General features: G+C 71.9%; 19 protein-coding genes and 1 pseudogene. 11 read left to right on the top strand and 9 right to left on the bottom strand.

Annotated features, from left to right (window positions below; genetic code table 11):
- Nucleotides 1-15 precede the first annotated feature (15 nt).
- Complete coding sequence (locus IEY73_RS28380) at nt 16-870, top strand: DegV family protein (RefSeq protein ID WP_189082406.1); 855 nt, start codon at nt 16-18, stop codon at nt 868-870.
- Between the two features lie 9 nt (nt 871-879).
- Here the strand turns inward: IEY73_RS28380 and IEY73_RS28385 are convergent, their stop codons facing one another.
- Together IEY73_RS28385 and IEY73_RS28390 are read right to left on the bottom strand one after the other, a co-directional pair.
- The gene (locus tag IEY73_RS28385; RefSeq protein WP_229716235.1) at nt 880-1,899 is read right to left on the bottom strand and encodes a DUF1444 domain-containing protein; all 1,020 of its coding nucleotides are present in this window, start codon (nt 1,897-1,899) and stop codon (nt 880-882) included.
- A gap of 70 nt (nt 1,900-1,969) precedes the next feature.
- Nucleotides 1,970-2,770, bottom strand: a complete 801-nt coding sequence (locus IEY73_RS28390) for a putative protein N(5)-glutamine methyltransferase (protein ID WP_229716233.1) — start codon at nt 2,768-2,770, stop codon at nt 1,970-1,972.
- A gap of 669 nt (nt 2,771-3,439) precedes the next feature.
- On the opposite strand from IEY73_RS28390, the gene IEY73_RS28395 reads away from it, so the two are divergent.
- Nucleotides 3,440-4,267, top strand: coding sequence for a ComEA family DNA-binding protein (locus IEY73_RS28395; protein ID WP_189082423.1), 828 nt, complete (start codon nt 3,440-3,442; stop codon nt 4,265-4,267).
- Nucleotides 4,264-6,648, top strand: coding sequence for a ComEC/Rec2 family competence protein (locus IEY73_RS28400; RefSeq protein ID WP_189082408.1), 2,385 nt, complete (start codon nt 4,264-4,266; stop codon nt 6,646-6,648). The genes IEY73_RS28395 and IEY73_RS28400 overlap by 4 nt, the downstream gene beginning before the upstream one ends.
- A gap of 20 nt (nt 6,649-6,668) precedes the next feature.
- Here IEY73_RS28400 and IEY73_RS28405 read toward each other — a convergent pair whose 3' ends face one another.
- Nucleotides 6,669-6,944 (bottom strand): DUF4352 domain-containing protein, encoded by a 276-nt coding sequence (locus tag IEY73_RS28405; RefSeq protein WP_189082424.1) that lies wholly within the window; start codon nt 6,942-6,944, stop codon nt 6,669-6,671.
- Between the two features lie 170 nt (nt 6,945-7,114).
- Here IEY73_RS28405 and holA point away from each other — a divergent pair, with 170 nt between their 5' ends.
- Together holA and IEY73_RS33840 are read left to right on the top strand one after the other, a co-directional pair.
- Nucleotides 7,115-8,128 (top strand): DNA polymerase III subunit delta, encoded by a 1,014-nt coding sequence (gene holA / locus IEY73_RS28410; protein WP_189082409.1) that lies wholly within the window; start codon nt 7,115-7,117, stop codon nt 8,126-8,128.
- Nucleotides 8,125-8,361 (top strand): annotated as a pseudogene (locus IEY73_RS33840) (hypothetical protein); the annotation flags it as partial. The gene holA and the pseudogene IEY73_RS33840, both read left to right, overlap by 4 nt.
- A 1,065-nt stretch (nt 8,362-9,426) precedes the next feature.
- Here IEY73_RS33840 and rpsT read toward each other — a convergent pair.
- Nucleotides 9,427-9,693, bottom strand: coding sequence for a 30S ribosomal protein S20 (gene rpsT, locus IEY73_RS28420; protein ID WP_189082411.1), 267 nt, complete (start codon nt 9,691-9,693; stop codon nt 9,427-9,429).
- Between the two features lie 124 nt (nt 9,694-9,817).
- Nucleotides 9,818-10,813, bottom strand: coding sequence for a phosphotransferase family protein (locus IEY73_RS28425; RefSeq protein ID WP_189082412.1), 996 nt, complete (start codon nt 10,811-10,813; stop codon nt 9,818-9,820).
- A gap of 50 nt (nt 10,814-10,863) precedes the next feature.
- Here IEY73_RS28425 and IEY73_RS28430 point away from each other — a divergent pair, with 50 nt between their 5' ends.
- The 3 genes from IEY73_RS28430 to IEY73_RS28440 all read left to right on the top strand — a co-directional run bounded on the left by IEY73_RS28430 (nt 10,864) and on the right by IEY73_RS28440 (nt 13,822).
- Entirely contained in the window at nt 10,864-11,397 is a 534-nt protein-coding gene (locus IEY73_RS28430; RefSeq protein WP_189082413.1) for a DUF4240 domain-containing protein, read from the top strand.
- 187 nt (nt 11,398-11,584) lie between these two features.
- Complete coding sequence (gene lepA / locus IEY73_RS28435) at nt 11,585-13,465, top strand: translation elongation factor 4 (protein ID WP_189082414.1); 1,881 nt, start codon at nt 11,585-11,587, stop codon at nt 13,463-13,465.
- An 81-nt stretch (nt 13,466-13,546) separates the two neighbouring features.
- Entirely contained in the window at nt 13,547-13,822 is a 276-nt protein-coding gene (locus IEY73_RS28440; RefSeq protein WP_189082415.1) for a GlsB/YeaQ/YmgE family stress response membrane protein, read from the top strand.
- A 174-nt stretch (nt 13,823-13,996) separates the two neighbouring features.
- On the opposite strand, the gene IEY73_RS28445 is transcribed toward IEY73_RS28440, so the two are convergent.
- The 3 genes from IEY73_RS28445 to IEY73_RS28455 all read right to left on the bottom strand — a co-directional run bounded on the left by IEY73_RS28445 (nt 13,997) and on the right by IEY73_RS28455 (nt 17,512).
- The gene (locus IEY73_RS28445) at nt 13,997-15,646 is read right to left on the bottom strand and encodes a PAS domain S-box protein (protein ID WP_189082416.1); all 1,650 of its coding nucleotides are present in this window, start codon (nt 15,644-15,646) and stop codon (nt 13,997-13,999) included.
- Between the two features lie 152 nt (nt 15,647-15,798).
- Nucleotides 15,799-16,653 carry a hypothetical protein gene (locus IEY73_RS28450; RefSeq protein ID WP_189082417.1) on the bottom strand — a complete coding sequence of 285 codons (855 nt, stop codon included), beginning with the start codon at nt 16,651-16,653 and terminating at the stop codon, nt 15,799-15,801.
- 52 nt (nt 16,654-16,705) lie between these two features.
- Nucleotides 16,706-17,512 (bottom strand): enoyl-CoA hydratase-related protein, encoded by an 807-nt coding sequence (locus IEY73_RS28455; protein ID WP_189082418.1) that lies wholly within the window; start codon nt 17,510-17,512, stop codon nt 16,706-16,708.
- A 103-nt stretch (nt 17,513-17,615) separates the two neighbouring features.
- Here IEY73_RS28455 and hemW point away from each other — a divergent pair, with 103 nt between their 5' ends.
- Nucleotides 17,616-18,821, top strand: coding sequence for a radical SAM family heme chaperone HemW (hemW, locus tag IEY73_RS28460; protein ID WP_189082419.1), 1,206 nt, complete (start codon nt 17,616-17,618; stop codon nt 18,819-18,821).
- Between the two features lie 85 nt (nt 18,822-18,906).
- Here the strand turns inward: hemW and IEY73_RS28465 are convergent, their stop codons facing one another.
- Entirely contained in the window at nt 18,907-19,587 is a 681-nt protein-coding gene (locus IEY73_RS28465; RefSeq protein ID WP_189082420.1) for a DUF4870 domain-containing protein, read from the bottom strand.
- A 288-nt stretch (nt 19,588-19,875) separates the two neighbouring features.
- Between IEY73_RS28465 and hrcA the strand changes: the two genes are divergently transcribed.
- Both hrcA and dnaJ read left to right on the top strand, forming a co-directional pair.
- Nucleotides 19,876-20,898 (top strand): heat-inducible transcriptional repressor HrcA, encoded by a 1,023-nt coding sequence (hrcA, locus tag IEY73_RS28470; protein ID WP_189082421.1) that lies wholly within the window; start codon nt 19,876-19,878, stop codon nt 20,896-20,898.
- 33 nt (nt 20,899-20,931) lie between these two features.
- Nucleotides 20,932-22,071, top strand: coding sequence for a molecular chaperone DnaJ (gene dnaJ, locus IEY73_RS28475; protein WP_189082425.1), 1,140 nt, complete (start codon nt 20,932-20,934; stop codon nt 22,069-22,071).
- The last annotated feature ends 196 nt before the right edge of the window (nt 22,072-22,267 follow it).

Raw genomic sequence — 22,267 nt, forward strand, 5'->3', positions numbered from 1 at the left:
GGCTACCGTGCCCGCATGCCCGTCGCGGTCGTCACCGACTCCACCGCATATCTGCCCGCAGAACTGGGCGGGGCGCATGACCTGACCGTCGTGCCGCTCACCGTGGTGATCGACGGTACGTCCGGCGACGAAGGCACCCAGGTCACCATCGATGAGGTGGCGCGGGCGCTGGGCGCCCGCCGGACGGCGGTGAGCACCTCACGCCCGGCTCCGGCACAGTTCGTCTCGGCCTATCGCGCGCTGTTCGACGCCGGATGCGACGGGATCGTCTCCCTGCACCTGTCCGCGAAGCTGTCCGGGACCGTCGAGGCGGCGCAACTCGCGGCGGCCGAATTCGACGGGCGGGTGGCGGTCGTGGACAGCATGACGACCGGGATGGGTCTGGGGTTCGCGGCGCTGGCCGCGGCGCAGGTCGCCCGCGATGGCGCGGGCCTCGCCGAGGTGAAACGGGCCGGGGAGGCACATGCCGGACGGGTCAGCACCTTCTTCTATGTGGACACTCTGGAGTTCCTGCGGCGCGGTGGCCGGATCGGGGCGGCGTCGGCGCTGGTGGGCACGGCGCTGTCGGTGAAGCCGATCCTGCATGTGGACGAGGGGATGATCGTGGTGCGGGACCGGGTGCGCACGGCGGGGCGAGCGCTGGCCCGGCTGGTCGACCTCGCCGTGGAGGCGGCCGGCGACGGCACGGCGGACATCGCCGTGCACCACCTCGGCGCGTACGCGCGGGCGGTTGCGCTGATGGACGAGGTGACGATGCGGTTGGGGGACAGGTTGCAGGACTGCTACCTGACCGAGATCGGAGCGGTGGTGGCGGCCCACGTCGGTCCCGGCGTCGTCGGGATCGTGGTGCACCGCCGGGAGGGCCGCTGACGCGCCGCGTCACTCCCCGGCACGCCGCCATCGCGGTGGCTGCAGACCGGGCACCGGCGTGGTGGCGAACTCGTCCCACCGGCGAACCGCGCCGTCGACGAGAACGTCGTCGGCCTCCGGCAGCAGCCGGCCCGGCGCATGCTCGGTGCGCGTGCGGAGGCCGTCGACCACCCAGATCGGTGCCGCGTCGGCCAGCGTCTGTGCCTGCCGGGTGTATTCGTGCACTTGCAGAAGCGCGCGGGCACGGCGGATGCAGTCGTGCAGAGGATGGTCCGGCGGGACCGCGTAAGGCACCGTGCGACCGCTTTCGCCGCTGACGTAGGCCATCGGTGAGATGGCGCGCGGTGACCGGAGAAATGCCTGTTCCGCCTGGTGGAACAGGGCGGCAAGATGCGCACCGCCGTCGGCGGTGACCAACAGCGTGCCCCGCTCGGGCGCGAAGGCCACCGGACGACCGCCGACCTGATCGGCGAGCCGGGCGAGCCAGCCGTCGAGCAGCAGATGCGACGTCCAGTAGGCGTCGCCGTCGTCGATGAACTGGACGACCACCTGCCCGCTGGCGACGCCGTGCAGGACGGCGCCGGTCAGGTTGGCGCGGGCGGTGTCGAAGACCTCCGCGTCGGTGGCGCCCCATCGCCGGACCTGCTCCTGCGCCACGTAGGTCATCGTGTCCGGCTGGTCCACCACCACGTACTCGGCGAGAAACGGCAGTACCGCGCGGCGCAGCGGTGCGCTGATGTCGGTCGTCGGCACGCTGCCGCGCAACACCGGCCGCAGCAGCGGGCGGACCTGCTCCCACTGATCCGGCGGTCCGGGAGCGCGCAAAAAACCGTCGACGACGGCGTCACGCTCGCGCCGTCCTCCGCGCAGCGGCAATCCCTCCAGGGGGACGACCGTCGGCACGTCGTCGCCGTCTGGCCGGAAGCGGACGGTGAAGGCGCGCGCGTCGTAGCGCACATCGGACATGCCGGCGCGTCGGAGCCGCCGGATGACCCGGCTGGCCAGCCGGGCCCGAGCTATCCGGTGCATGATGCCCACGCCGCCCCCTCTCTGCCGGCGGCAGAGGCTATCGCAGCGCACGGCCTCACGGGACCGATCTTTACCGTCTCTTGACCAGCACCACCCTCGCGTCGAGGTCGTCGTCGCTGATGATCTCGGCGGCGAAGCCCGCCGCGCGCGCGGCGGCGGTCGCGGCGGCGGTCTGCGCCTCGGTGATCTCGGACAGCAGAGCTCCCCGTGCGGCGAGCCAGTCGTCGGCCTGCCCGACCACGGCGCGGAACACGTCCAATCCGTCCTCCCCGCCGTCCAGCGCCGAGCGCGGTTCGTAGTCACGCGCCTCGGACGGCAGCAGGCCGAGATGCCGGCTGGCGACGTACGGAACGTTGGCCAGCAGCACGTCGACCCGCCCACGCAGCCGCGCGGGCAGACCGGCGAAGAGGTCGCCGTGGTAGACGCCGTCGCCGAGGTTCACGCGTGCGCACGCCACCGCGGCGGGGTCGATGTCGGAGGCGACGAGCGTCGCCGGCGTGCCGGTGCCGCCCAGCGCAGCTCGGGTTGCCAACCCCAGGCCACCGGAGCCGCAGCACAGGTCAAGGATCACCACGTGGCCCCCGCAACGGCGTGCCTCGGCCACCGCGGCGCGCACCAGCAGGGCGCTGCGGGCCCGCGGGACGAAGACCCCCGGCCGCACCCGGACCCGCACGCCGCAGAAGTCGGCAAAGCCCACGACCTGCTCCAACGGTTCGCCTGTGACACGCCGCGCGACGATGGATTCGAGCTCCGCCGGATCGGCCGCCGCCGCCGTGATGATCTCCGCCTCCTCCTCCGCCCAGACACAGCCGGCGGCGCGGAGCCGCTCGACGGTTGCGCTCATGTCGTGTGCGGGGACGGCAGATGTCATGGGTGAGGTTCTATCACCGGGCGGTCCCGGTCCGGATGGTTATCCACAGTGCGCCGTCGTCCACAGGCGGCCCGTCATGCCGCGTGTTCGCGACCTACGGTCTGCCGCGTGCGAACGGCGAAGAACCACGACGAGGCGGTGCAGGCCCGGCTCCGCTCCCTGCTGGCCGACGGGCGGCGAGGCCCGGAGCGCGCGCGGCCGGCGCGGCCCTGCGCCGAAGCGTCGGCGGTGTCCCCGCCGGACCCGGTGATGTACCAGCCCGGCCCGTCGACGTCCTGGCCCGACGACGTCGAGCTGGATCCGGCGCAGCGGCCCGACCCGGAGTCGCTGGCGCGGTCGGTCGCCGCTGCGGACCTCGGCGGTCACGTTTCCGGCTCGGACGACCCCGGCTCGGGCATCGTGGACCCCGGCCTCCCCGGATCCGGAATCGTGGATCCGGGAATCGTGGATCCGGACGCGGCCGACCGGGCTCGGCGTCCCATCGATCCGTCCGCCTGGACGAACGGTCCCTGGTCCGAGCCTCCCCGTCGGCCGTCCGGCACCCCACGCGAGCCGTGGCGCACGGACGCCGACCGGATACTGTCCGCTTCGCTCGCGGAGCAGCCACCCCCGTCGGGCCGCCCTTCGTCGGCCGGCCCTTCGTCGGCTGGCCCCTCGTCCGCGGGCCCGGTGCGGGTGCGGCCGGATGCTCGCCGGCCGGCGTCCGCTCCCGGCGTAATCGCGGCCGTGCCCGTCAATCCACCCGCCGACCGGGACGATGACGACGACCCTTGGGCGGATCACGCGTGGCGCGCGGAGGGCGACCCGCCCGCAGCGGCCCGGCTCACCGGCGAGGGCGCCTTCGCCACGGCCACCGGCTCGGGTCGGCTCGGGCCGTTCGACCCCGGGCGGCGCGGCGTTCGTGTCCTCGCCGTGGTGTCCGCCGTGGTGCTGCTGGCCGCGGCGATGATCGCGTGGCGCGCCCGGCCGCACGTCGAGCCGGTGGCGGTGCCGCCGGTGGTTGCCGAGCCGGCGCCGGGTGCCTCCGGGATGCCGGAGTCCGCTCGGCCCGAGGTGGTCGTCGCGGTGGCCGGCAAGGTGGACCACCCGGGCCTGGTCCGGCTGCCCGCCGGCGCGCGGGTGGCCGATGCGATCGCGGCGGCGGGCGGTGCCGACGCCGGCGTCGACGTGGCGATGCTCAACCTCGCACGCAAGGTGACCGACGGGGAACTGATCCTGGTCGGTGTCACCGCTCCGCCGGGTGCACCCGCGGCGGCCGGTGGCGCGGCACCGGATGGCGCGATGCCGGGCGGCGCCGCACCGGGCGGCCCGCTCAATCTCAACACCGCGACACTCGCCGACCTGGACGCGCTACCCGGTGTGGGGCCGGTGCTGGCGCAGCGCATCCTCGACGCGCGCACCGCCGGTGGCGGCTTCACGTCGGTCAGCGACTTGCGCCAGGTCTCCGGCATCGGCGATGCACGCTTCGACCAGTTGAAGGACCTGGTGACGGTGTGAGCCGCAGCGGCCGGAGGCCGGACGAGCCGCCACGCGCGCCAGATCTGCGGCTGGCCGGATTCACCGTGGCCCTCTGGCTGGCCGCGCTGGCCTGCTTGCATCTGTCCGCGCGGGCCGGTCTGGCCGTCACCGGCGCGGCGGCCGGGCTGTCCGCGGTCCCGGCGGTGACCCGTCGGCGGTCGTCGCCCCGCCGAGCCGGCGGCGCGCCGTGGCGCTGGATCGCCGTCGCCGCGCTGCTCGGCGCCGCCTGCGGGGGCGCCGTGACCACGGCCCGGCTGAGCGTGCGCGAGGCGGGTCCGTTGGTGAGCCTGGTGCGCGCCGGTGCCACCGTGGAGGCGGACGTCGTGGTCCGTGACGACGCGCGCCCGTTGCGGGCGCGGCCGGGTCGCCCGCCGTCCTTCCTCGTCGCGGTGGATCTCACCGCGGTGCGGGACGAGGAGGACGGCCGGACGCTGCGCCTGACCGCGCGGGCGTTGGTCCTCGGCGCCGCGCCCGCCTGGCGGTCCGTGCTGCCGGGGCAGCATGCCACGGTGACCGGCAGACTGCTGGAGCCGCGGGGCGGTGACCTGCGCGCGGCGGTGCTGTCCGTTCGAGACGAGCCGAGGCTGCGGGGCACCTCGTCATGGCCGCAGCGTGCGGCCGGACGGTTGCGCGCCGGCCTGCAACGCGCCTGCGCACCTCTCCCGCGTGCGCCGGGTGGTTTGCTGCCCGGCCTGGTCGACGGCGACACCACCCGTCTCGACCCGGCGCTGGAGGCGGACTTCCGTACGTCAGGCATGACTCATTTGACGGCTGTGTCCGGTTCCAACGTGGCGATCGTGTTGGGTGTCGTGCTGTTCGGGGTGCGGTGGGTGCGTGCCGGTCCGTGGGTGGCGGCGGCGGTGTGCGCGGTGGCGCTGGCCGGGTTCGTGATCCTGGCACGACCGTCGCCGAGCGTCCTCCGTGCGGCGGCGATGGGTGCGATCGGGCTCGTCGGGCTCGCCATCGGGCGACCGCGAGCAGCGGTTCCCGCGCTTGCCGCCGGCGCGGCGGCGTTGCTGGTGGCGGATCCGGAACTGGCCGCCGACGCGGGATTCGCCCTGTCGGTGCTGGCCACCGGTGGACTGCTGTTGTTGGCACCGGGATGGCGGGACGCGTTGTGCCGCCGGGGCTGGCCGAAATCGGCGGCGGAGGCGCTGGTGGTGCCCGCAGCGGCGCAGGTCGCGTGTGGACCGGTGGTGGCCGGCATCAGCGGGTCGGTAAGCATCGTGGCGATTCCGGCCAACCTGCTGGTGGTGCCGGCGATCGCGCCGGCGACGCTGCTGGGCGTCGCCGCGGCGGTGCTGTCGCCGGTGTGGCCCGGGTGCGCGGAGTTCTGCGCGTGGCTGGCCCACTGGCCCACGTGGTGGCTCGTGCTGGTGGCGAGTTCCGGTGCCCGGCTGCCGGCCGGTGCGGTGCCGTGGCCGGCGGGAGCGGTCGGGGGGCTCCTCATGGGCGGGGTCACCGTGATGGTGCTGATCGCGGCCCGTCGCCGGGTGCTGCGCCGGTTGTTCGCCGCCGTCGCGACGGCGGCGCTGCTCGGCACCCTGCCGGTTCGTCTCCTCGCGACGGGCTGGCCGCCACCGGGCTGGATCGTGGTGACGTGCGCGGTTGGTCAGGGGGACGCGGTGGTGCTGCCGGCTGGAGACGGTCGTGCAGTGGTCGTGGACGCCGGTCCGGAACCCGACCCGGTCGACCGCTGCCTGCGCCGGCTGCGCATCGACCGGGTGATCGTGTTCGTGGTCAGCCACTTCCACGCCGACCACGTGGGCGGCGTCGCCGGGGTGTTCCGTGGCCGCCGGGTGGACGCCGTCGTGGCGCCCGACTGGCCCGAGCCGCCGGCCGGACATGCCGCCGTGCAAGCCGAGGCGGGGCGGGGGCACGCCCCCGTCGTCGTGGTCCGCCCCGGGTGGTCCTACGCGGTCGGCGGGCTACGCCTGACCGTGGTGGGGCCGGTGCGACCGCTGCGCGGCACCGAGTCGGACCCGAACAACAACTCTCTGGTGATCCGGGCCCAGGTCGGCGAACGGACCGTGCTGTTGCCCGGCGACGCGGAGACCGACGAGCAACGGCAGTTGTTGAGCGCGCCCGGGCCGCCTGCCCTACGCGCCGACGTCCTGAAGGTGGCCCACCATGGATCGGCCGATCAGGATCCGCGTTTCCTCGACGCGGTACGCCCGGCGGTGGCGCTGGTGCCGGTGGGCTTGGACAACGACTACGGACATCCCAACGCCGCCGTACTCGCGCGGCTGACACGCGGGGGTGCCCGCGTGTTGCGGACCGATCGGGACGGCGACGTGGCCGCGGTGGCGGTCGGCGATGGCGTGGCCGCCGCCGCACGCGGCGACCCACCGGCCAGATGAGTGTGCCCGCCGTGCGACCGCTACGACAGGGCGACCGTGACGCCACCGGAGAACACCGAGTCGTGCAGTTCGATGGCGGTCAGCTTGGTGGACTTCGGGACGTCGAAGATGAGCCGGCCCTTCACCTGATTGCCGGGGTTGATCTCTTCCAAGAAGGTCGAGCTGTCGCCGTTGGCGTCGATTTCGGCCGCCGCATCGTTGGAGTACTCGGTTCCCTTGGCGTCCAGCGCCTTCTGCGAAGAGCCGTCGAAGAGCTGCGCTTTGTCGCCGATGTTTCGGTGCGCTAAGCCGGGGATGCCTCCGAATCACGGAGACAGTCATACTTTGGACTATTTGATGTCTTGTGAGGTGAATCGCAGCGATGATGATCGGCGGACGTCCGGCCTGATCGCGGGCGGACCCGGGGCGCGGGCGCATCACGGCCCGCCGATGCCATCGTGGACGGACATCGCCGTCGCCGCGCGCGATGCGCCGGACGCCGGGGCGAACGTGCGACGATATCGGCGTGAACTCTGCGCAACCCGCCCCACTTCTGCTCGTCCAGGGAGACGAAGAACTGCTCGCCTCCCGTGCCATCACCGCGGCCGTCGACGCCGCATGCGGCGAAGATCCGGGCGCGGACGTGCGGGAGTACGACGCGGCCGCGCTGACCGCGGGCGAGGTCGCCGAGATGCTCAGCCCGTCCCTGTTCGGCGGGCGTCGCGTGCTCGTGATCCGCAACGGCCAGGACGCACGTAAGGATCTGACGGGGGCCCTCGTGGCGTACGCGAAGAACCCGGACCCGGACGTGAATCTGATCGTCGGGCATCCCGGCGCGGCCAAGGGGAAGGCCCTCGCGGACGGCCTGAAATCGGCGGGTGCCACGGTCGTGGCAGTGCCGAGGCTGAAGGGAGACCGGGAGCGCGTCGCGTTCATCCGCGACGAGTTCCGCCGCGGCGGTGGCCGTTGCGACGATGCGGCTGCCGCGGCGCTGCTCGCCTCCATCGGCAACGACCTGCGGGAGATCGCGGCGGCCTGCTCGCAGTTGCTGGCCGACACCGACGGCAAGATCACCGAGGCGGTGGTGGCGCGCTACTACAGGGGGCGCGCCGAGGTCAGCGGCTTCACGGTGGCCGACGCGGCCATGATCGGCGACGTTCCGGGCGCGATCGAGGCGCTGCGCTGGGCGTTGCATGTCGGTGTGGACCCGGTGCCCATCGCGGACGCGATAGCGGACGGCGTGCGCACGGTGGCCCGGGTGGCCTCGGCGGGCCGGGGGAATCCCTACCAACTGGCGAGTTCGCTGGGCATGCCGGCCTGGAAGATCCAGCGGGCGCAGGAACGCAGCCGCGGCTGGACACCGGAGGGCCTGGTCGACGCCATGCGTGCAGCGGCCGACTGCAACGCCGCCGTGAAGGGTGGCGCGGAGGACCGGGGGTTCGCTCTGGAACAGGCGGTGTTCGCGGTGGCCGCGGCGCGGCGCGTTGGAGGTGGCCGATGAGCCGGTCGCGACGTGCCGAGCGGTCCCGGGAGGAGAACCGGCAGCAGTTGCTGTACGCGCGAATGTTGCGCCTGCGGCACGTGACGCCCAGCGGGTTGCTGTGTTTCGTCTTCCTGGAGGGCTCCGCCGCGCTGGGGATCCTGCTGGCGCTTGCCGAACTGGTCAGTTGGTGGGGCGTGCTGGTCATCCCGCTGGCGGTGGCCGCCATGGTCAAGCTCAACGATGTGGTGGCGGGCCTGCTCGGCGGTGCCCCGGACGTCCGGGACCGGGCAGTCCGGGACCGGGCCGGTGTGCGACCGCGGCAGGACTCGGGCTCCGGGGCGCCGACACGCACCCTGCCGGTCGAGCAGCGCTCGCCCGCACCCGTCGAGGCCCCGGATGCGGTGACGGATGTCCCGGATGCGGTGGTGGCTGCGGATGCGGTGGCTGCGGGTGCGGTGACCGGTGCTGCGGATGCGGTGACGGCTCGCCTGGAATTCGCGCCGGTCGGCGGAGGGTCGCCGTGGGCGGGGACCATCCCGGTTGGCCGGACCGGCTGGCCGGAGGCAGGCCCGACGACCGAATCAGCCCCGATGACCGAAACGGACGCAACGACAGAAGTGACAGCTCCGCTCGACTGGACCTCGCCGGTGGACTGGACTCCACGTCGGGACTGGGTGACTGAGCGTGATTGGGCTGCGGGTCCTGATGGGGCCGCGGGTCCTGATGGGGCCGCGGGCCGTGATCGGGCCGCGGACGGTGGGCGTGCTGCCGACAGCGGCTGGCCGGCGAACGGCGACTGGACGCACGGGGATCCAGCGCACGGGGATCCAGCGCTTGAGGATCGGGCGCACGGGGATCCAGCGCACCGGGATTGGGCGCACCGGGATTGGGGGCACGAGGACCGGGCGCACCGGGATTGGGCACGCGGGGATGGCGCGCGCGGGGGTTGGGCAGACCGGGACTGGAACGCGAATCCGGACTGGTCCGCGGCACCCGACGGGGCGGCCGACCGCATCGGCGGCGAGAACCGCTTCGCCGGCGACTGGGCCGCGCCCCGGCCCTTGCAACCCCCGACAGACGCCGGTGCGCTCAACGGTCCGCCGTCTCCGGCTCACTGGGCGGACACCCTGGACCTGCAGGATCAGGCCCGTCGTGCAGCCGCGCGCCGCGCCGCCGAGTAGGCAGGGCGAGAGGAAAACAACAAGCACCGCCTCGGACCGGAAGGTCGAGGCGGTGCTTGCTCAGTCACTCACCCGCCGGTCGGCCCACCGTCGTCACCGCATGGCGACCGGCGAGGCGTACCGACGTGGCCGGGGTCAGCCGGAGATCGACGCGACCCGCTTGGCGATGGCCGACTTGCGGTTCGCCGCCTGGTTCTTGTGGATGACACCCTTGCTCACGGCCTTGTCGAGCTGGCGCGAGGCGTCGCGAAGCAGGGCGGTCGCCGTCTCGGTGTTGCCGGTCTCGCTCGCCTCGTTCAGCTTGCGAATCACGGTCTTCAGCGACGACTTGACCGACTTGTTGCGCAGCCGGCGCTTCTCGTTCTGCCGGTTGCGCTTGATCTGGGACTTGATGTTCGCCACGCGACAGCCTTGTCCTGACTAGTACGGATGATCTTGACGTGTCGGTGATGACCAGCAGCACGCGAACGATGCACAACGGCACGAACGCACGTCAGCGCGTCACCACACGCGACGAACCAATGTATCAGGCCTGTTCCACCGCTCCCAAATCGTCGACCGGCCAGCCCCGGCGTGCGGCCAGCCAGCTCAGGGCGGCTCGTCCGCTGAACCGATGATGTTGCCGGCTGTGCGGCGAGGCGCTGGTGGCCGGGCCGCCGGCGCGGACCATCCAGTAGCCGGCGAGGGCGGCCAGCGCCCCGTCCACCCCGCCGGCCGGGGCCTGCCACGGTTCCAGCAGGGCGTCCGCGTCCAGGCCGCTGGCGTACGCGGTGATCAGCAGGGTGACGGTGTCGAACCAGGCCGCACCCCGGCAGGGCCAGGTCCAATCGCACAGCCACGCGCGGCCGTCGGTGTCCACCAGGACGTTGTCGATCCGCAGGTCGCCGTGCAGCATGCCGGGGCCGCGGCTGAGTGCCGGCAGCCCCTGCTCCAGGGCGGCGAGCTCGGGCACCCGCCGGGCCAGCCAGCCCGGACCGGACGGCATCGGGGCCCGGCCGGCGAGGATCTCGGTCCACCAGGACAGGTCTGCGCGCAGGATCTCGGCCAGCGTCGGCAGCTCGTCCCCGGCCAGCGCCGCCGGCGGCGGGCTCAGCGCCTGCGATGCCACCCGCCACGCGTGCAACGCCGCGGCCAGGTCCGCCGCCGACCACGGCAGCGCCGGAACCCGTCCGTCGATCGCGTCCAGCCCGAGGACGACGTGGCCACCGGCGGAGAACGTCCAGCGTGGCCGGGCGGCGCTCACCTCGGGCGGCAGCGCCGCGGTGATCGCCGCCTCACGCGCGTACCACCGGGCGGCGGGATCGTCGTCCGGCGCGGCCTTGACGAAGGCCCGGTCGCCGTCGGCGGTCTCCAGCACCGCCGCGAACGTACGGGTGAAGCCGCCGGTGGCCACGCGCGCCGCGGTGATCGGGCCGTGCAAGGCGTCGGCGATCCGGTCCCGGACGGCTGGTGGCAGGTCGTGCCACCCCGGCCGTACGGCGGTGGCGCCATAGGCCACGTCGGGCAGCAGGACACGCGGCATGAGGCCATCTTGCCCGGCGTTCTGTCGTATCCGGCTGGCAGGCTTGCCCCATGAGAACCGACGACTTCTGGGCAGTGATCGCCTCGGCGACTGCCGACCGGCCGGGCTCGCCTGCCGACGTGGCCGACCGCGCGGTCGCCCAGCTCGCCGGCCGCGATCCGGCGGAGATCGCGGCCTGGGGGCGGCACCTGGACAAGGTGATGGCCGCGTCCGGCACCGACGATCTGTGGGCCGCGGCCTATCTGATCAACGGTGGGTGCGCCGAGGACGGCTTCGACAGCTTCCGCGGCTGGCTGGTGGCGAGCGGCCGCGAGGTGGTGGCGGGCGCGGTGCGCAACCCGGACTCGCTGGCCGACCTGCCCGCGGTGCGCGCCGCGGCCAGCACCGGTGCGGTGTTCGAGGCCGAGGAGGTGCTCACCATCGCGGCCGAGGCCTACCGGCAGGCGGCCGGGTCCGAGCTGCCGACGAGCGACGTCGCGCGGTCGCGGCCCGATCCGGCGATGCTGTGGGACTTCGACGACGAGGATGAGATGCGCCGCCGGTTGCCGCGCCTGGCCGAGTTGTTCCTGGCGCCGCCGGACTGACACCCGGCCGGCTCACTGGCCGGGTGTGCCGCGCGCGCGCCTCCGCGGCTGGCCTGATTCGAGTCGTGGGACGATAGATGCCGCCGACGACGGGTCGGCGACCGGCGAGCCACCTGCTTTCCGGTCGCTCACCACGGCGTACGGCGTGTTCAGAGGAAGCCGCACCGATCAAGAAGAACGGACGAACGTGCCTGGACCGCTCGACCCCGGCGTGAACATCATCGGAGCGACGGATCCGCGTCGCATCCGCAACTTCTGCATCATCGCGCACATCGACCACGGAAAATCGACCCTGGCCGACCGCATGCTGCAGATCACCGGCGTGGTCGATGCGCGGCAGATGCGGGCGCAATACCTCGACCGGATGGACATCGAGCGCGAGCGCGGCATCACCATCAAGAGCCAGGCAGTGCGCATGCCGTGGGTGATCCGCGACGGCGACCGGGTCGGCGAGTCCGCGGTGCTCAACATGATCGACACCCCGGGCCACGTGGACTTCACCTACGAGGTGTCCCGGAGCCTGGCGGCGTGCGAGGGTGCGATTCTGCTGGTCGACGCCGCGCAGGGGATCGAGGCGCAGACCCTCGCGAACCTGTACCTCGCGATGGAGAACGATCTGCACATCATCCCGGTCTTGAACAAGATCGACCTGCCCGCCGCGCAGCCCGAGAAGTACGCGGAGGAACTGGCCACCCTGATCGGCTGCGAGCCCAGGGACGTGCTGCGTGTCTCCGGCAAGACCGGCGACGGGGTGGAGCACCTGCTGGACGAGATCGTGCGGCAGTTCCAGCCGCCGGTCGGCGACGCGGACGCCCCGGCGCGGGCGATGATCTTCGACTCGGTCTATGACGTCTACCGCGGCGTGGTGACCTATGTGCGGGTGATCGACGGGCGCATCGAGGCCCGCGACCGGATCAAGATGATGTCCACCAGCGCCTCGCACGACCTGCTGGAGATCGGCGTGGTCTCCCCGGAGATGGAGAAGGCCGGCGCGTTGGGCGTCGGCGAGGTGGGCTACCTGATCACCGGCGTGAAGGACGTCCGCCAGTCCCGCGTCGGCGACACGGTCACCGGCAACAACCGTCCGGCGGTCGAGCCGCTCGGCGGTTACAAGGACCCCCGGCCGATGGTCTACTCCGGTCTGTATCCGATCGACGGCTCGGACTACCCGGCGCTGCGGGACGCGCTGGACCGGCTCAAGCTCAACGACGCGGCGCTGACCTATGAGCCCGAGTCGTCGGCCGCGCTCGGGTTCGGGTTCCGCTGCGGGTTCCTCGGCCTGCTGCACCTGGAGATCATTCGGGAGCGTCTGGAGCGCGAGTTCAACCTGGACCTGATCTCCACCTCGCCGAACGTGGTCTACCAGGTGATCACCGAGGAGATGGAAGAGTATGTCGTCACGAACCCCAGCGAGTTTCCCGTCGGCAAGATCGCCGAGATCCGGGAGCCGGTGGTGCGCGCGACGGTGCTGGTGCCCAACGACTACGTCGGCGCGGTGATGGAGCTCTGCCAGAGCCGCCGTGGGCAGTTGCTCGGCATGGAATACCTCTCCACCGAACGCGTGGAGCTGCGTTACACCCTGCCGCTCGCCGAGATCATCTTCGACTTCTTCGATCAGTTGAAGAGCCGGACCAAGGGGTACGCGTCGCTGGACTACGAGCCCTCCGGCGAGCAGGTGTCCGACCTGGTCAAAGTGGACATCCTGCTGCACGGCGAGCCGGTCGACGCGTTCAGCGCCATCGTGCACAAGGACAAGGCCTACCAGTACGGCACGGCCATCGCCGCGAAGCTGCAGAAGCTCATCCCGCGCCAGCAGTTCGAGGTGCCCATCCAGGCGGCGATCGGCAGCCGGATCATCGCCCGCGAGACGATCCGCGCGATCCGCAAGGACGTGCTGGCCAAGTGCTACGGCGGCGACATCAGCCGTAAGCGCAAGCTGCTGGAGAAGCAGAAGGAGGGCAAGAAGCGGATGAAGATGGTGGGCCGCGTCGAGGTGCCCCAAGAGGCGTTCATCGCCGCCCTGTCCACCACCGACTCGGGTGACGCCAAGGGAACCGGCAAAAAATAAGCCGGTTTGGTTTTCTGATCGGTCGGGAACTCTGCGGTTCGACGGACGCAACGAAATGCTCCACCCCCCGAGGAGGATCCCATGACTGTCACCGGCATCATCACGGCGCTGATCATCGGTCTGATCATTGGCGCGCTTGGTCGACTGGTCGTGCCCGGCAAGCAGAACATCCCGATCTGGCTGACCATGGTGATCGGCGTCGTGGCGGCGCTGCTCGGCACCGTGATCGCCCGTGCCGTCGGCGTCGCCGACACGTCCGGCGTCGACTGGACCGAGTTGCTCTTCCAGGTTGTGCTGGCGGCCATCGGTGTGGCCCTGGTGGCGGGCGTCGGCGGACGCCGCCGGATGACCCGCTGAGGTCACCACACGCCGGGCCGGTAACGGTCCGCTGAGGTCCCTGGGTTGTCATGAGCACAAAGCGCCGGGCAATGGAGCCCGGCGCTTCGTCGTGTCCGTACCGACCCGCCCCACCCGCTCGTTTCCCGCTTCCGGCGGGAAGGGCAACGGCGCCGGGCGGGCTGGGGGCCGGGGCTAGTAACGGAACTTGTGCTGGGCGCTGCGGCGGTTGACCCATGCCGGGAGCTCGTCGACGTGCTCGATGTGTGGCGTGCGCTCCACCGGCTCGCGGCCCGTGATCCGGCGCATCGTCACCACGAAACCCTGCACCAGCCGGTCCTGTCGCAGGTCACGATACGTCGCCTCGACCATCGCCTGGCTCCCGTCCTGTCGCTGTAACGAGCAGAACAACACCCCATCGCCCTCGTCCAGCAGTGCCTGGCGGACCGATGCCCGATCGTCGGCGTGCACGAAGTCGCGCAGGGTCGCCAGCGGCGGCACCGTCGTCAGGCCCAGCAGCTTGCGCATTCCCGGGCTGACATAGCGGATTCGCTGGTCCGGGTCGATCACCAGCACCATGTCCGCGGTATTGCGGATCACCGTACGCAGATAGTTGTCGCTGTCGCGCCGGCCCACCGCTTCCACCAGGCAGATGCGGTCCAGCGCCAGCGCCGCCTGACCGGCCAGCACCTCAAGGGCGTCGCGCGTGGCCGCCAGCACGTCACGCCGACCGATCAATACCAGCGCTCCGCCGCCCGGCCGGGCCACCGCGAACGGTTCCAGCCGCAACGGGCACACCAGCGTTCCCTCGCCCGGTGCGTCGACGGTCCCGGGCATCTGTTTGTCCAGCCACCAGCTTTGCGGGCTCGACTCCGCCTCGTCCGCCGCCATTCCCAGCGGCAGTTCCCGGTCGTCGGTGGCGAAGATGATTCGCCGGACCGAGTGGGGCGGCATGAGCTGGCATATGGCCGCGCGGATGGCCTCGTCGACGGCATCTCGATCGGACGCCGCGACGAGTGCGGCGCTCGCCTCGCGCAGGCCGCGTTCGCGGGCCAGGGCCTGGCTGTTCTGAGTGACGGAGTCGGCCAGCCGGGTGATGGTGAGCGTCAGGGTGAGGGCGGCGGCCACCGCGATCACCACGCCATCGTGCACCGCCCCGGTCACCGCCTCGACGAACAGCACCACCGGCGGGGTGATCACAGAGACGCCCAGAAGTGCGGCCCAGCGTGCCCGCCAGGGACTGGACTGCGGCCGGTCGGGCAGGGTGAGCACGGCCATCGACGGATGCAGGGCTGCGGCACCCCAGGCCAGGTAGAGCACGACATAGCCGGATTCGGTCGCCCAGCCGGGCGCCAGCGGATAGGCGACATCCCCGATCAGCATGCCGATGGCTCCGATGGCCAGCAGGGCGGCGGACCAGGTGTGTGCGGAGGCGAACCACAGCCGGCCGGCCACCGCGACGATGAGCAGGTCCCCGATCACGTCGGCCGCGGATATCTTGCCCAACTGCCCGCTGCCGCCGATGACGAAGACCCAGATGACCAGCAGCGCCGAGCACGCGAAGGCAAGGATGTCGATGAGTCTGGCCCGGTCGACCAGCACCGCGCCGCTGCGGGTGAGCTGCAGCAGCGCGGCCGCGACGAAGATGAACATGGCGTAGTAAGACGCCTCGGCGACCGGCATGGCATCCAGCGCATAGAAGATGTCGCCGACCGCCAGGCTCGCCACCGAGCCGGCCAGCAGCAGCCAGGGCCCGATGCGTATGGGGCGGTGTCGGCATACGCCTATGGTGATCGCGGAGGTGCTGGCAATGCCCAGCACGATCCACTCGATGGCCCTCAGCACGCACTTACTAGTACCAGTGGCGTCGCTGTCTGTCCACGTCGGTATATACGTAGCGCTATAAGCAGGTTGGATCGATCGTCGTCACACTGTGTTATTGATGTCGGCGACGGTCGGCGGCTCGCGAGTGGCCCTCGTGTCCGAGGGTCAAGCGGTTAGCTGAAGACTTCGGCCACCACCCGCCGGTCACTGACAGATCCCTGGTCGGTTACTGGCTGCCACTTCCCGTCGGTCGCCTGCCACTGCAATCCGGCGAAACGTACCCGTTCGAGGCCGGTCGAGCTCGCATGCGAGACCAGCCAGTGCGCGTACCGCCAACCGGCGTGCGCATCCGAGACCGACACGGTCAGGCCGAGCCGTTGCGCGGTGCTGTCCAGGCCCTTGCCCCAGTCCAGCCGCAACGTCTCGGCCAGCTCCGCTGCAGCCGCGGCCCCGCGCAGCGCCGGTTCGCCGCGGATCGTGCACTCGACCGCGCGGGTCACCCGGCCGGTCAGGGCGCGAGCCAGCACCTCGGACTCGTCCGACCACTTCTCGTACGCGTTCGGGTACGCCGAGCGTTGCACCCGCTGCGCCGCCTCGGTGACTCGCATGTCCTGCCAGCCCTTGACCTTCTTCAGCGACGAGTAGAACTTGTTCGCCGCGTACCGGGGGTCGCGGATCTGGTCCGGAGTGCCCCAGCCCTGGCTCGGCCGCTGCTGAAACAGGCCCACCGAGTCGCGGTCGCCGTGCCCGAGGTTCTCCAGCTTGGACTCCTGCAACGCGGTCGCCAGGGCGATCACCACTGCCCGTTCGGGCAGCTTGCGTCGCAGCCCGACCGCGGTGATGGTCGCGGCGTTGGCCATCTGGACCGAGTCCAGCGTCACCTTGCCGTCGGCCCGCACGACGCACGCGGGCCCGATCCGGGGCAACTCCAGCGACCCGGAGAACGGCTTCGTCACCGCCACGACCAGGAAAGCGCCGGCGATGGCGAGCAACGCCACCACGGCAACCGGCTTTCCGCGCACACCCACCCCCTCAGGTTCGGCGAGCACAAGCGTAGACAATGACCTTCCGCAACCCCGGTCACTCGTCCGGTGACGGCGGAATCCAGTCGGCCGGACGCTTCTCCCGGGCTGCCGCCATTCCCTCGCGCGCCTCGGCCGACCGGAAATAACCCGCCGACTGCGCCGCGAGCTCGGACAGTTCGGTCCGGATCGGCCCGGGTGCGGCCCGGCGGAGCAACCGCTTGGTGCCGGCCAGGGCCAACGGCCCGCCGCGGACCAGCGCGGTGCAGTACGCGCGTACCGCGTCGTCCAGCCCGGCGGCGTCCACCGCTTTGGTGACCAGGCCGATCTCGGCGGCGCGGGCGCCGTCGAAGGTGTCCCCGGTGAGATACAGCTCGGCCGCCGCGCGCGGCGCCAGTCGCGGGAGGACCGTGGCGCTGATCACCGCCGGGATCACCCCGAGCCGCACCTCGGTGAACGCGAACGTGGCCGCGCGGTCGCAGACGGCGATGTCCGCGGCCGCGATCAGCCCGAGGCCGCCGGCCCGCGCCGGTCCGGCGACACGGGCGACGACCGGCTTCGGGCTCTCCCAAACGGCGGCCAGCAGGTCCGCCGTCATCTCGACGGGAAGCCTGGCCGGGGCCGGGGTCGGGCCGTCCGGATCCTGCCCGACGGTGGCGCGGGTCTCCTTGAGGTCGGCGCCCGAGCAGAACACCGGCCCGGCGTGCGAGAGCACCACCGCGCGCACGGCCGGGTCGGCCGTCGCGTCGGCGAGCCCACCGAGCAACTGCTCGATCAGCGCGGTGGAGAGCGCGTTGCGGTTGCTCGGGCTGTCCAACGTCAGCGTGGCGATGCCGGCGGCGGTGGCGGTACGGACCAGCTCCATGACCGCACCCTAGGTGCTGTGTCAACGACGATGATCCGCCGCGGCTGCGACACGCGGCACCGCGGCGCCGAGCATCCGGCGGCGAGGCGTGCACACTTGACCGATGCCCGGCGCGCTTCCTGACGGTGACCCCGTGCCGCACGACGGCTCCCTGCCGGACGATGCGGCGGCCGGTGTCGGCAAGTCCGGTTTCGGGGTCTACGTCCATGTGCCGTTCTGTGCTTCGCGGTGCGGCTACTGCGACTTCAACACGTACACGGCGGCCGAGCTGGGTGGCGGGGTGCGCCGCGAGACGTACCCGGACGCGGTGCTCGCCGAGCTGGCGATGGCGGCGAAGGTGGTCCGGCCCGCGCGGGTGGACACCGTGTTCGTCGGCGGCGGCACGCCGACGCTGCTCGACCCGGGGGATCTGGGCCGCATCCTGGACGGCATCGACGCGGCGTGGGGACTGGCCGCGGGCGCCGAGATCACCACGGAGGCCAACCCGGAATCGGTCACGCCTGCGTCGCTGCGTGCGCTGCGGACCGCCGGATACACCCGGTTGTCCCTGGGAATGCAGTCAGTCGCGCCGAACGTGCTCGCCGTGCTGGACCGCCGGCACACCGCGGGCCGCGCCACCCAGGCCGTCGCGCAAGCGCGGGAGGCGGGGTTCGAGCACGTCAGCCTGGACCTCATTTACGGTACGCCGGGGGAGTCCCCGGACGACTTCGCCGCTTCACTGGACGCGGTGATCGCCGCGGGTGTCGACCACGTCAGCGCGTACGCGCTGATCGTCGAGGACGGCACGCGGCTGGCGGCGCGGATGCGGCGGGGCGAACTGCCGTACCCGGAGGACGACGTGGCGGCGGACCGCTACCTGGCCGCCGAGGCCGCGCTGAGCGCCGCGGGGTTCGGCTGGTACGAGGTCTCCAATTGGGCTCGCGCTGCCGACGCGCGGTGCCGGCACAACATGCTCTATTGGACCGGCGGGGACTGGTGGGGTATCGGGCCGGGGGCGCACAGCCACGTCGGCGGGGTGCGCTGGTGGAACGTCAAGCATCCGGCGACCTACGCGAAACGCCTGGCCGACGGGATGTCCCCGGGGCACGGCCGGGAGGTGCTGACACCCGAGCAGCAGCACATGGAGGAGGTGATGCTGCGGGTGAGGTTGGCCGAGGGCATCGGCGCGGACCGGGTCGAGGCCCGGGGAGCGCGGCAGGCGCTGGAGGCGGGCTTGCTCGACCGGGACGCCTTCGCCGCCGGGTGGGTGCGGCTGACCCTGCGCGGCCGGCTGCTGGCCGACGCGGTGATCCGCGACCTGCTGCCCTGACCGCCGCCGCCGTGGTGGATCCCGCCGCGCGGCGCCCGGTGGCCGGCCGGCCGCGCGGCGGGAACTCACCCGTTGCAGGCTGGTGTTACTTCACGACCCGCCAGGTCATCGGGTAGTGGTACAGCGTCCCCTCGTTGGCCTTCATGCCGGCGAGGACCGAGAAGACGATGACCACGAGCCAGGTCACCATCGGCAGGAAGAACAGGATGCCGAACGAGCAGACCGCCAGGATGCTGGCGATCACGGTGGCGATCCCCCAGGTGATCTGGAAGTTGAGCGCCTCGACGGAGTGCGCCCGCACGGTCGGCGACTCGTTGCCCTTGGCCAGCATGGCGACCAGCGGCGCGATGAAGCCGACGATGATGCCACCGAAGTGCGCGATAAGCGCCCAGGTCTTCTCATCGTTGTTGGCGTACCCGGCGGGCGCCGCGCCGTAGCCGGGCGCGCCGTAACCGGGCGCGCCGTAGCCGGGCGCGCCGTAGCCGGGCGGCGGTCCGTAACCAGGCGGCGGGCCATATCCTCCCGGGCCGGACGGGGGCGGCCCGCCGGCGGGCGGGCCGGACGGGGGCGGGGCGTAACCGCCGGCGCCCGACGATGGCGCGCCCGACGACGGGGCTCCCGGAGGAGGCGTTCCCGGAGGGGGCGGAGTGCCGTAGGAGGGGGGCGGTGCCGAGCCCGACGTCGGGTCGTTCGCCGAATATGGGTTCAGCGGCGCGGTGGGGTCGGAAGGGTTGCCTTCACCGGGCGGCCGAGGTGGTTCAGTCATGGCCAACACCGTAGGGGCGCAGTCCAAGCTGCGCGAGGGCAACATGCCTGGGAAGGCCGAGTCGGCGTGCCGGAGACGGCGGAGAAGGGACATCCCGGGCCGAACCGGCGCTCGATCATCGCGCTGCCGACCCGTGCGTCGTAGACTGGCACTCTGTTGTGACGAGTGCCAGAGGTTCACTCATCGCAGACTATGCATGTCGGGCCCGGCACGAAGCGGGGTCTGAGGACGGGATGCCCGGAGGCGGACCTTCGGGCCACGAGCGCACCGGGACGGGGGAGTGGTCGCATGAGCCTCGATGACCGCAAGCTCGAGGTGCTGCGTGCCATCGTCGAGGATTACGTCGCCACCCAGGAGCCGGTGGGCAGCAAGGCGCTTGTCGAGCGGCACCGCCTCGGGGTCTCCTCGGCCACGGTCCGCAACGACATGGCCGTCCTGGAGGAGGAGGGCTACATCCGTCAGCCGCACACCAGTGCCGGGCGGGTGCCTACCGACGCCGGATACCGACTCTTCGTCGACCGGTTGTCCCGGGTCAAGCCGTTGAGCCCGGCGGAGCGGCGGGCCATCGAGCGTTTCCTCGCCGGCGCGCTGGACCTGGACGACGTGGTGCACCGCACGGTGCGGCTGCTGGCACAGCTCACCCGGCAGGTCGCGGTGGTGCAATATCCGAGCCTCACCCGCTCGGCGGTGCGCCACATCGAACTCGTCCCGATCTCCACTACCCGCATCATGCTCGTCATGATCGCCGACACCGGCCGGGTCGAGCAGCGGCTCTGCGAGCTGCCCGTCCCGACGCCGTCGGATGACATCATGGACATGCGGCGCAAGGTCAATGAGAAACTGGCCGGGCAGCGGCTCGCCGACGCCCCGCCGTTGGTGCAGACCCTGGTCGACGAAAGCCCGGCGGATCGCCGTGCGACCATGACATGCCTGGCGTCGACATTGCTGGAGACCCTCGTCGAGCGCAGTGACGCACGCCTCGCCCTGGCGGGCACCGCGAACCTGACTCGCGGCGGTCTGCTGGACTTTCAGGGCACTCTACGTCCCGTGCTGGAAGCGCTGGAGGAGGAGGTGATCCTCCTCAAGCTGATCGGCGAGGTGGAGCCCAGCACCACCCGCGTCCGGATCGGCGACGAGAACGAGATCGACAACCTGCGGTCGGCGTCCGTGGTGAGCACCGGATATGGTCCGGGAGCCACGATTGTCGGCGGGCTCGGAGTGCTCGGCCCCACACGCATGGATTACCCCGGCACCATCGCTACGGTGCGTGCAGTGGCACGCTACGTTGGCGAGTTGCTGGCACAGAACTGACGGACCGCGCTGACGATGAGGACTCCAAACCCCGTGGCCAAGGACTACTACGGAATTCTCGGTGTGAGCCGGGAAGCCTCCGACGACGAGATCAAGCGCGCCTATCGCAAGCTGGCCCGGCAGTATCACCCGGACGTGAACCCGGACCCGGACGCGCAGGAGAAGTTCAAGGACATCAACGCCGCGTACGAGGTCCTCTCCGACGACCAGAAGCGTCAGATGGTCGACCTCGGTGGCGACCCGCTGGCCCCCGGTGGGGGTGGACCCGGCCCCAGCGGACCGGGCGGCGGTCCGTTCGTCGGCTTCCAGGACATCATGGACGCGTTCTTCGGCACCGCCGCCGGTGGCGGCGCGCGCGGCCCCCGCCCGCGCACGCGCCCCGGCAACGATGCGATCCTGCGCCTCGAACTCGACCTGGTGGAGACCGCGTTCGGGGTCGAGGCGCCGATCACCGTGGACACCGCGGTGTTGTGCACCCAGTGCTCCGGAGCCGGCACCGCGCCCGGCACGCACCTGGCCACCTGCGAGACCTGCGGCGGGCGTGGCGAGGTGCAGTCGGTGCAGCGGACCTTCCTCGGCCAGGTGGTCTCGTCCCGGCCCTGCCAGGTCTGCCAGGGCCACGGCACGGTCATCCCGCAGCCGTGCCCCACCTGCGCCGGAGACGGGCGCATCCGCAGCCGCCGCTCGCTCACCGTGAAGATCCCCGCCGGTGTCGAGGACGGCATGCGCATCCGCCTGGCGCAGCAGGGCGAGGTGGGCCCCGGCGGCGGCACGGCTGGCGACCTCTACGTGGAGATCCACGAGCGTCCGCACGACGTGTACTCCCGCAAGGACGACGACCTGCACTGCCGGGTCACTCTTCCGATGACAGCGGCGGCGCTGGGCACCAGGCTCACCATCAAGACGCTTGACGGCGAGGAGAACATCGAGGTCAAGGCGGGTACGCAGCCGGCCTCCACCCTTCGCATACGCGGTAAGGGCGTCCCCCATCTGCGCGGCCAGGGCCGTGGCGACCTGTTCGTGCACCTGGACGTGAAGACGCCCACCAAGCTGACGGCCGACCAGGAACGGATGTTGCGCGACTTCGCCAAGACGCGGGGCGAGGACGTAGCGGAGCTGTCCAAGCAGGGCGGCTTCTTCTCCCGGATGCGAGACGCGTTCAACGGTCACTGAGCCCACCCCGCGCAGCCCCCGGACACCGAGGCGCCGACGAGCCGAGGTGCCGGTGCGTCCAGTGTGCTCCGGTGCGCGGTGCCTGGGTGCCCGGTGCCTGGGTGCCCGGACCTCACCGCGGTCGTCGCCCGCCCCCGCCCGAGCCCGCCCGCCGCCGCCCGCGCCCGCCCGCGCCCGCCCGCGCCCGCCCGCGCCC

The organism is Mangrovihabitans endophyticus (assembly GCF_014646155.1).
Lineage (GTDB): Bacteria > Actinomycetota > Actinomycetes > Mycobacteriales > Micromonosporaceae > Actinoplanes > Actinoplanes endophyticus.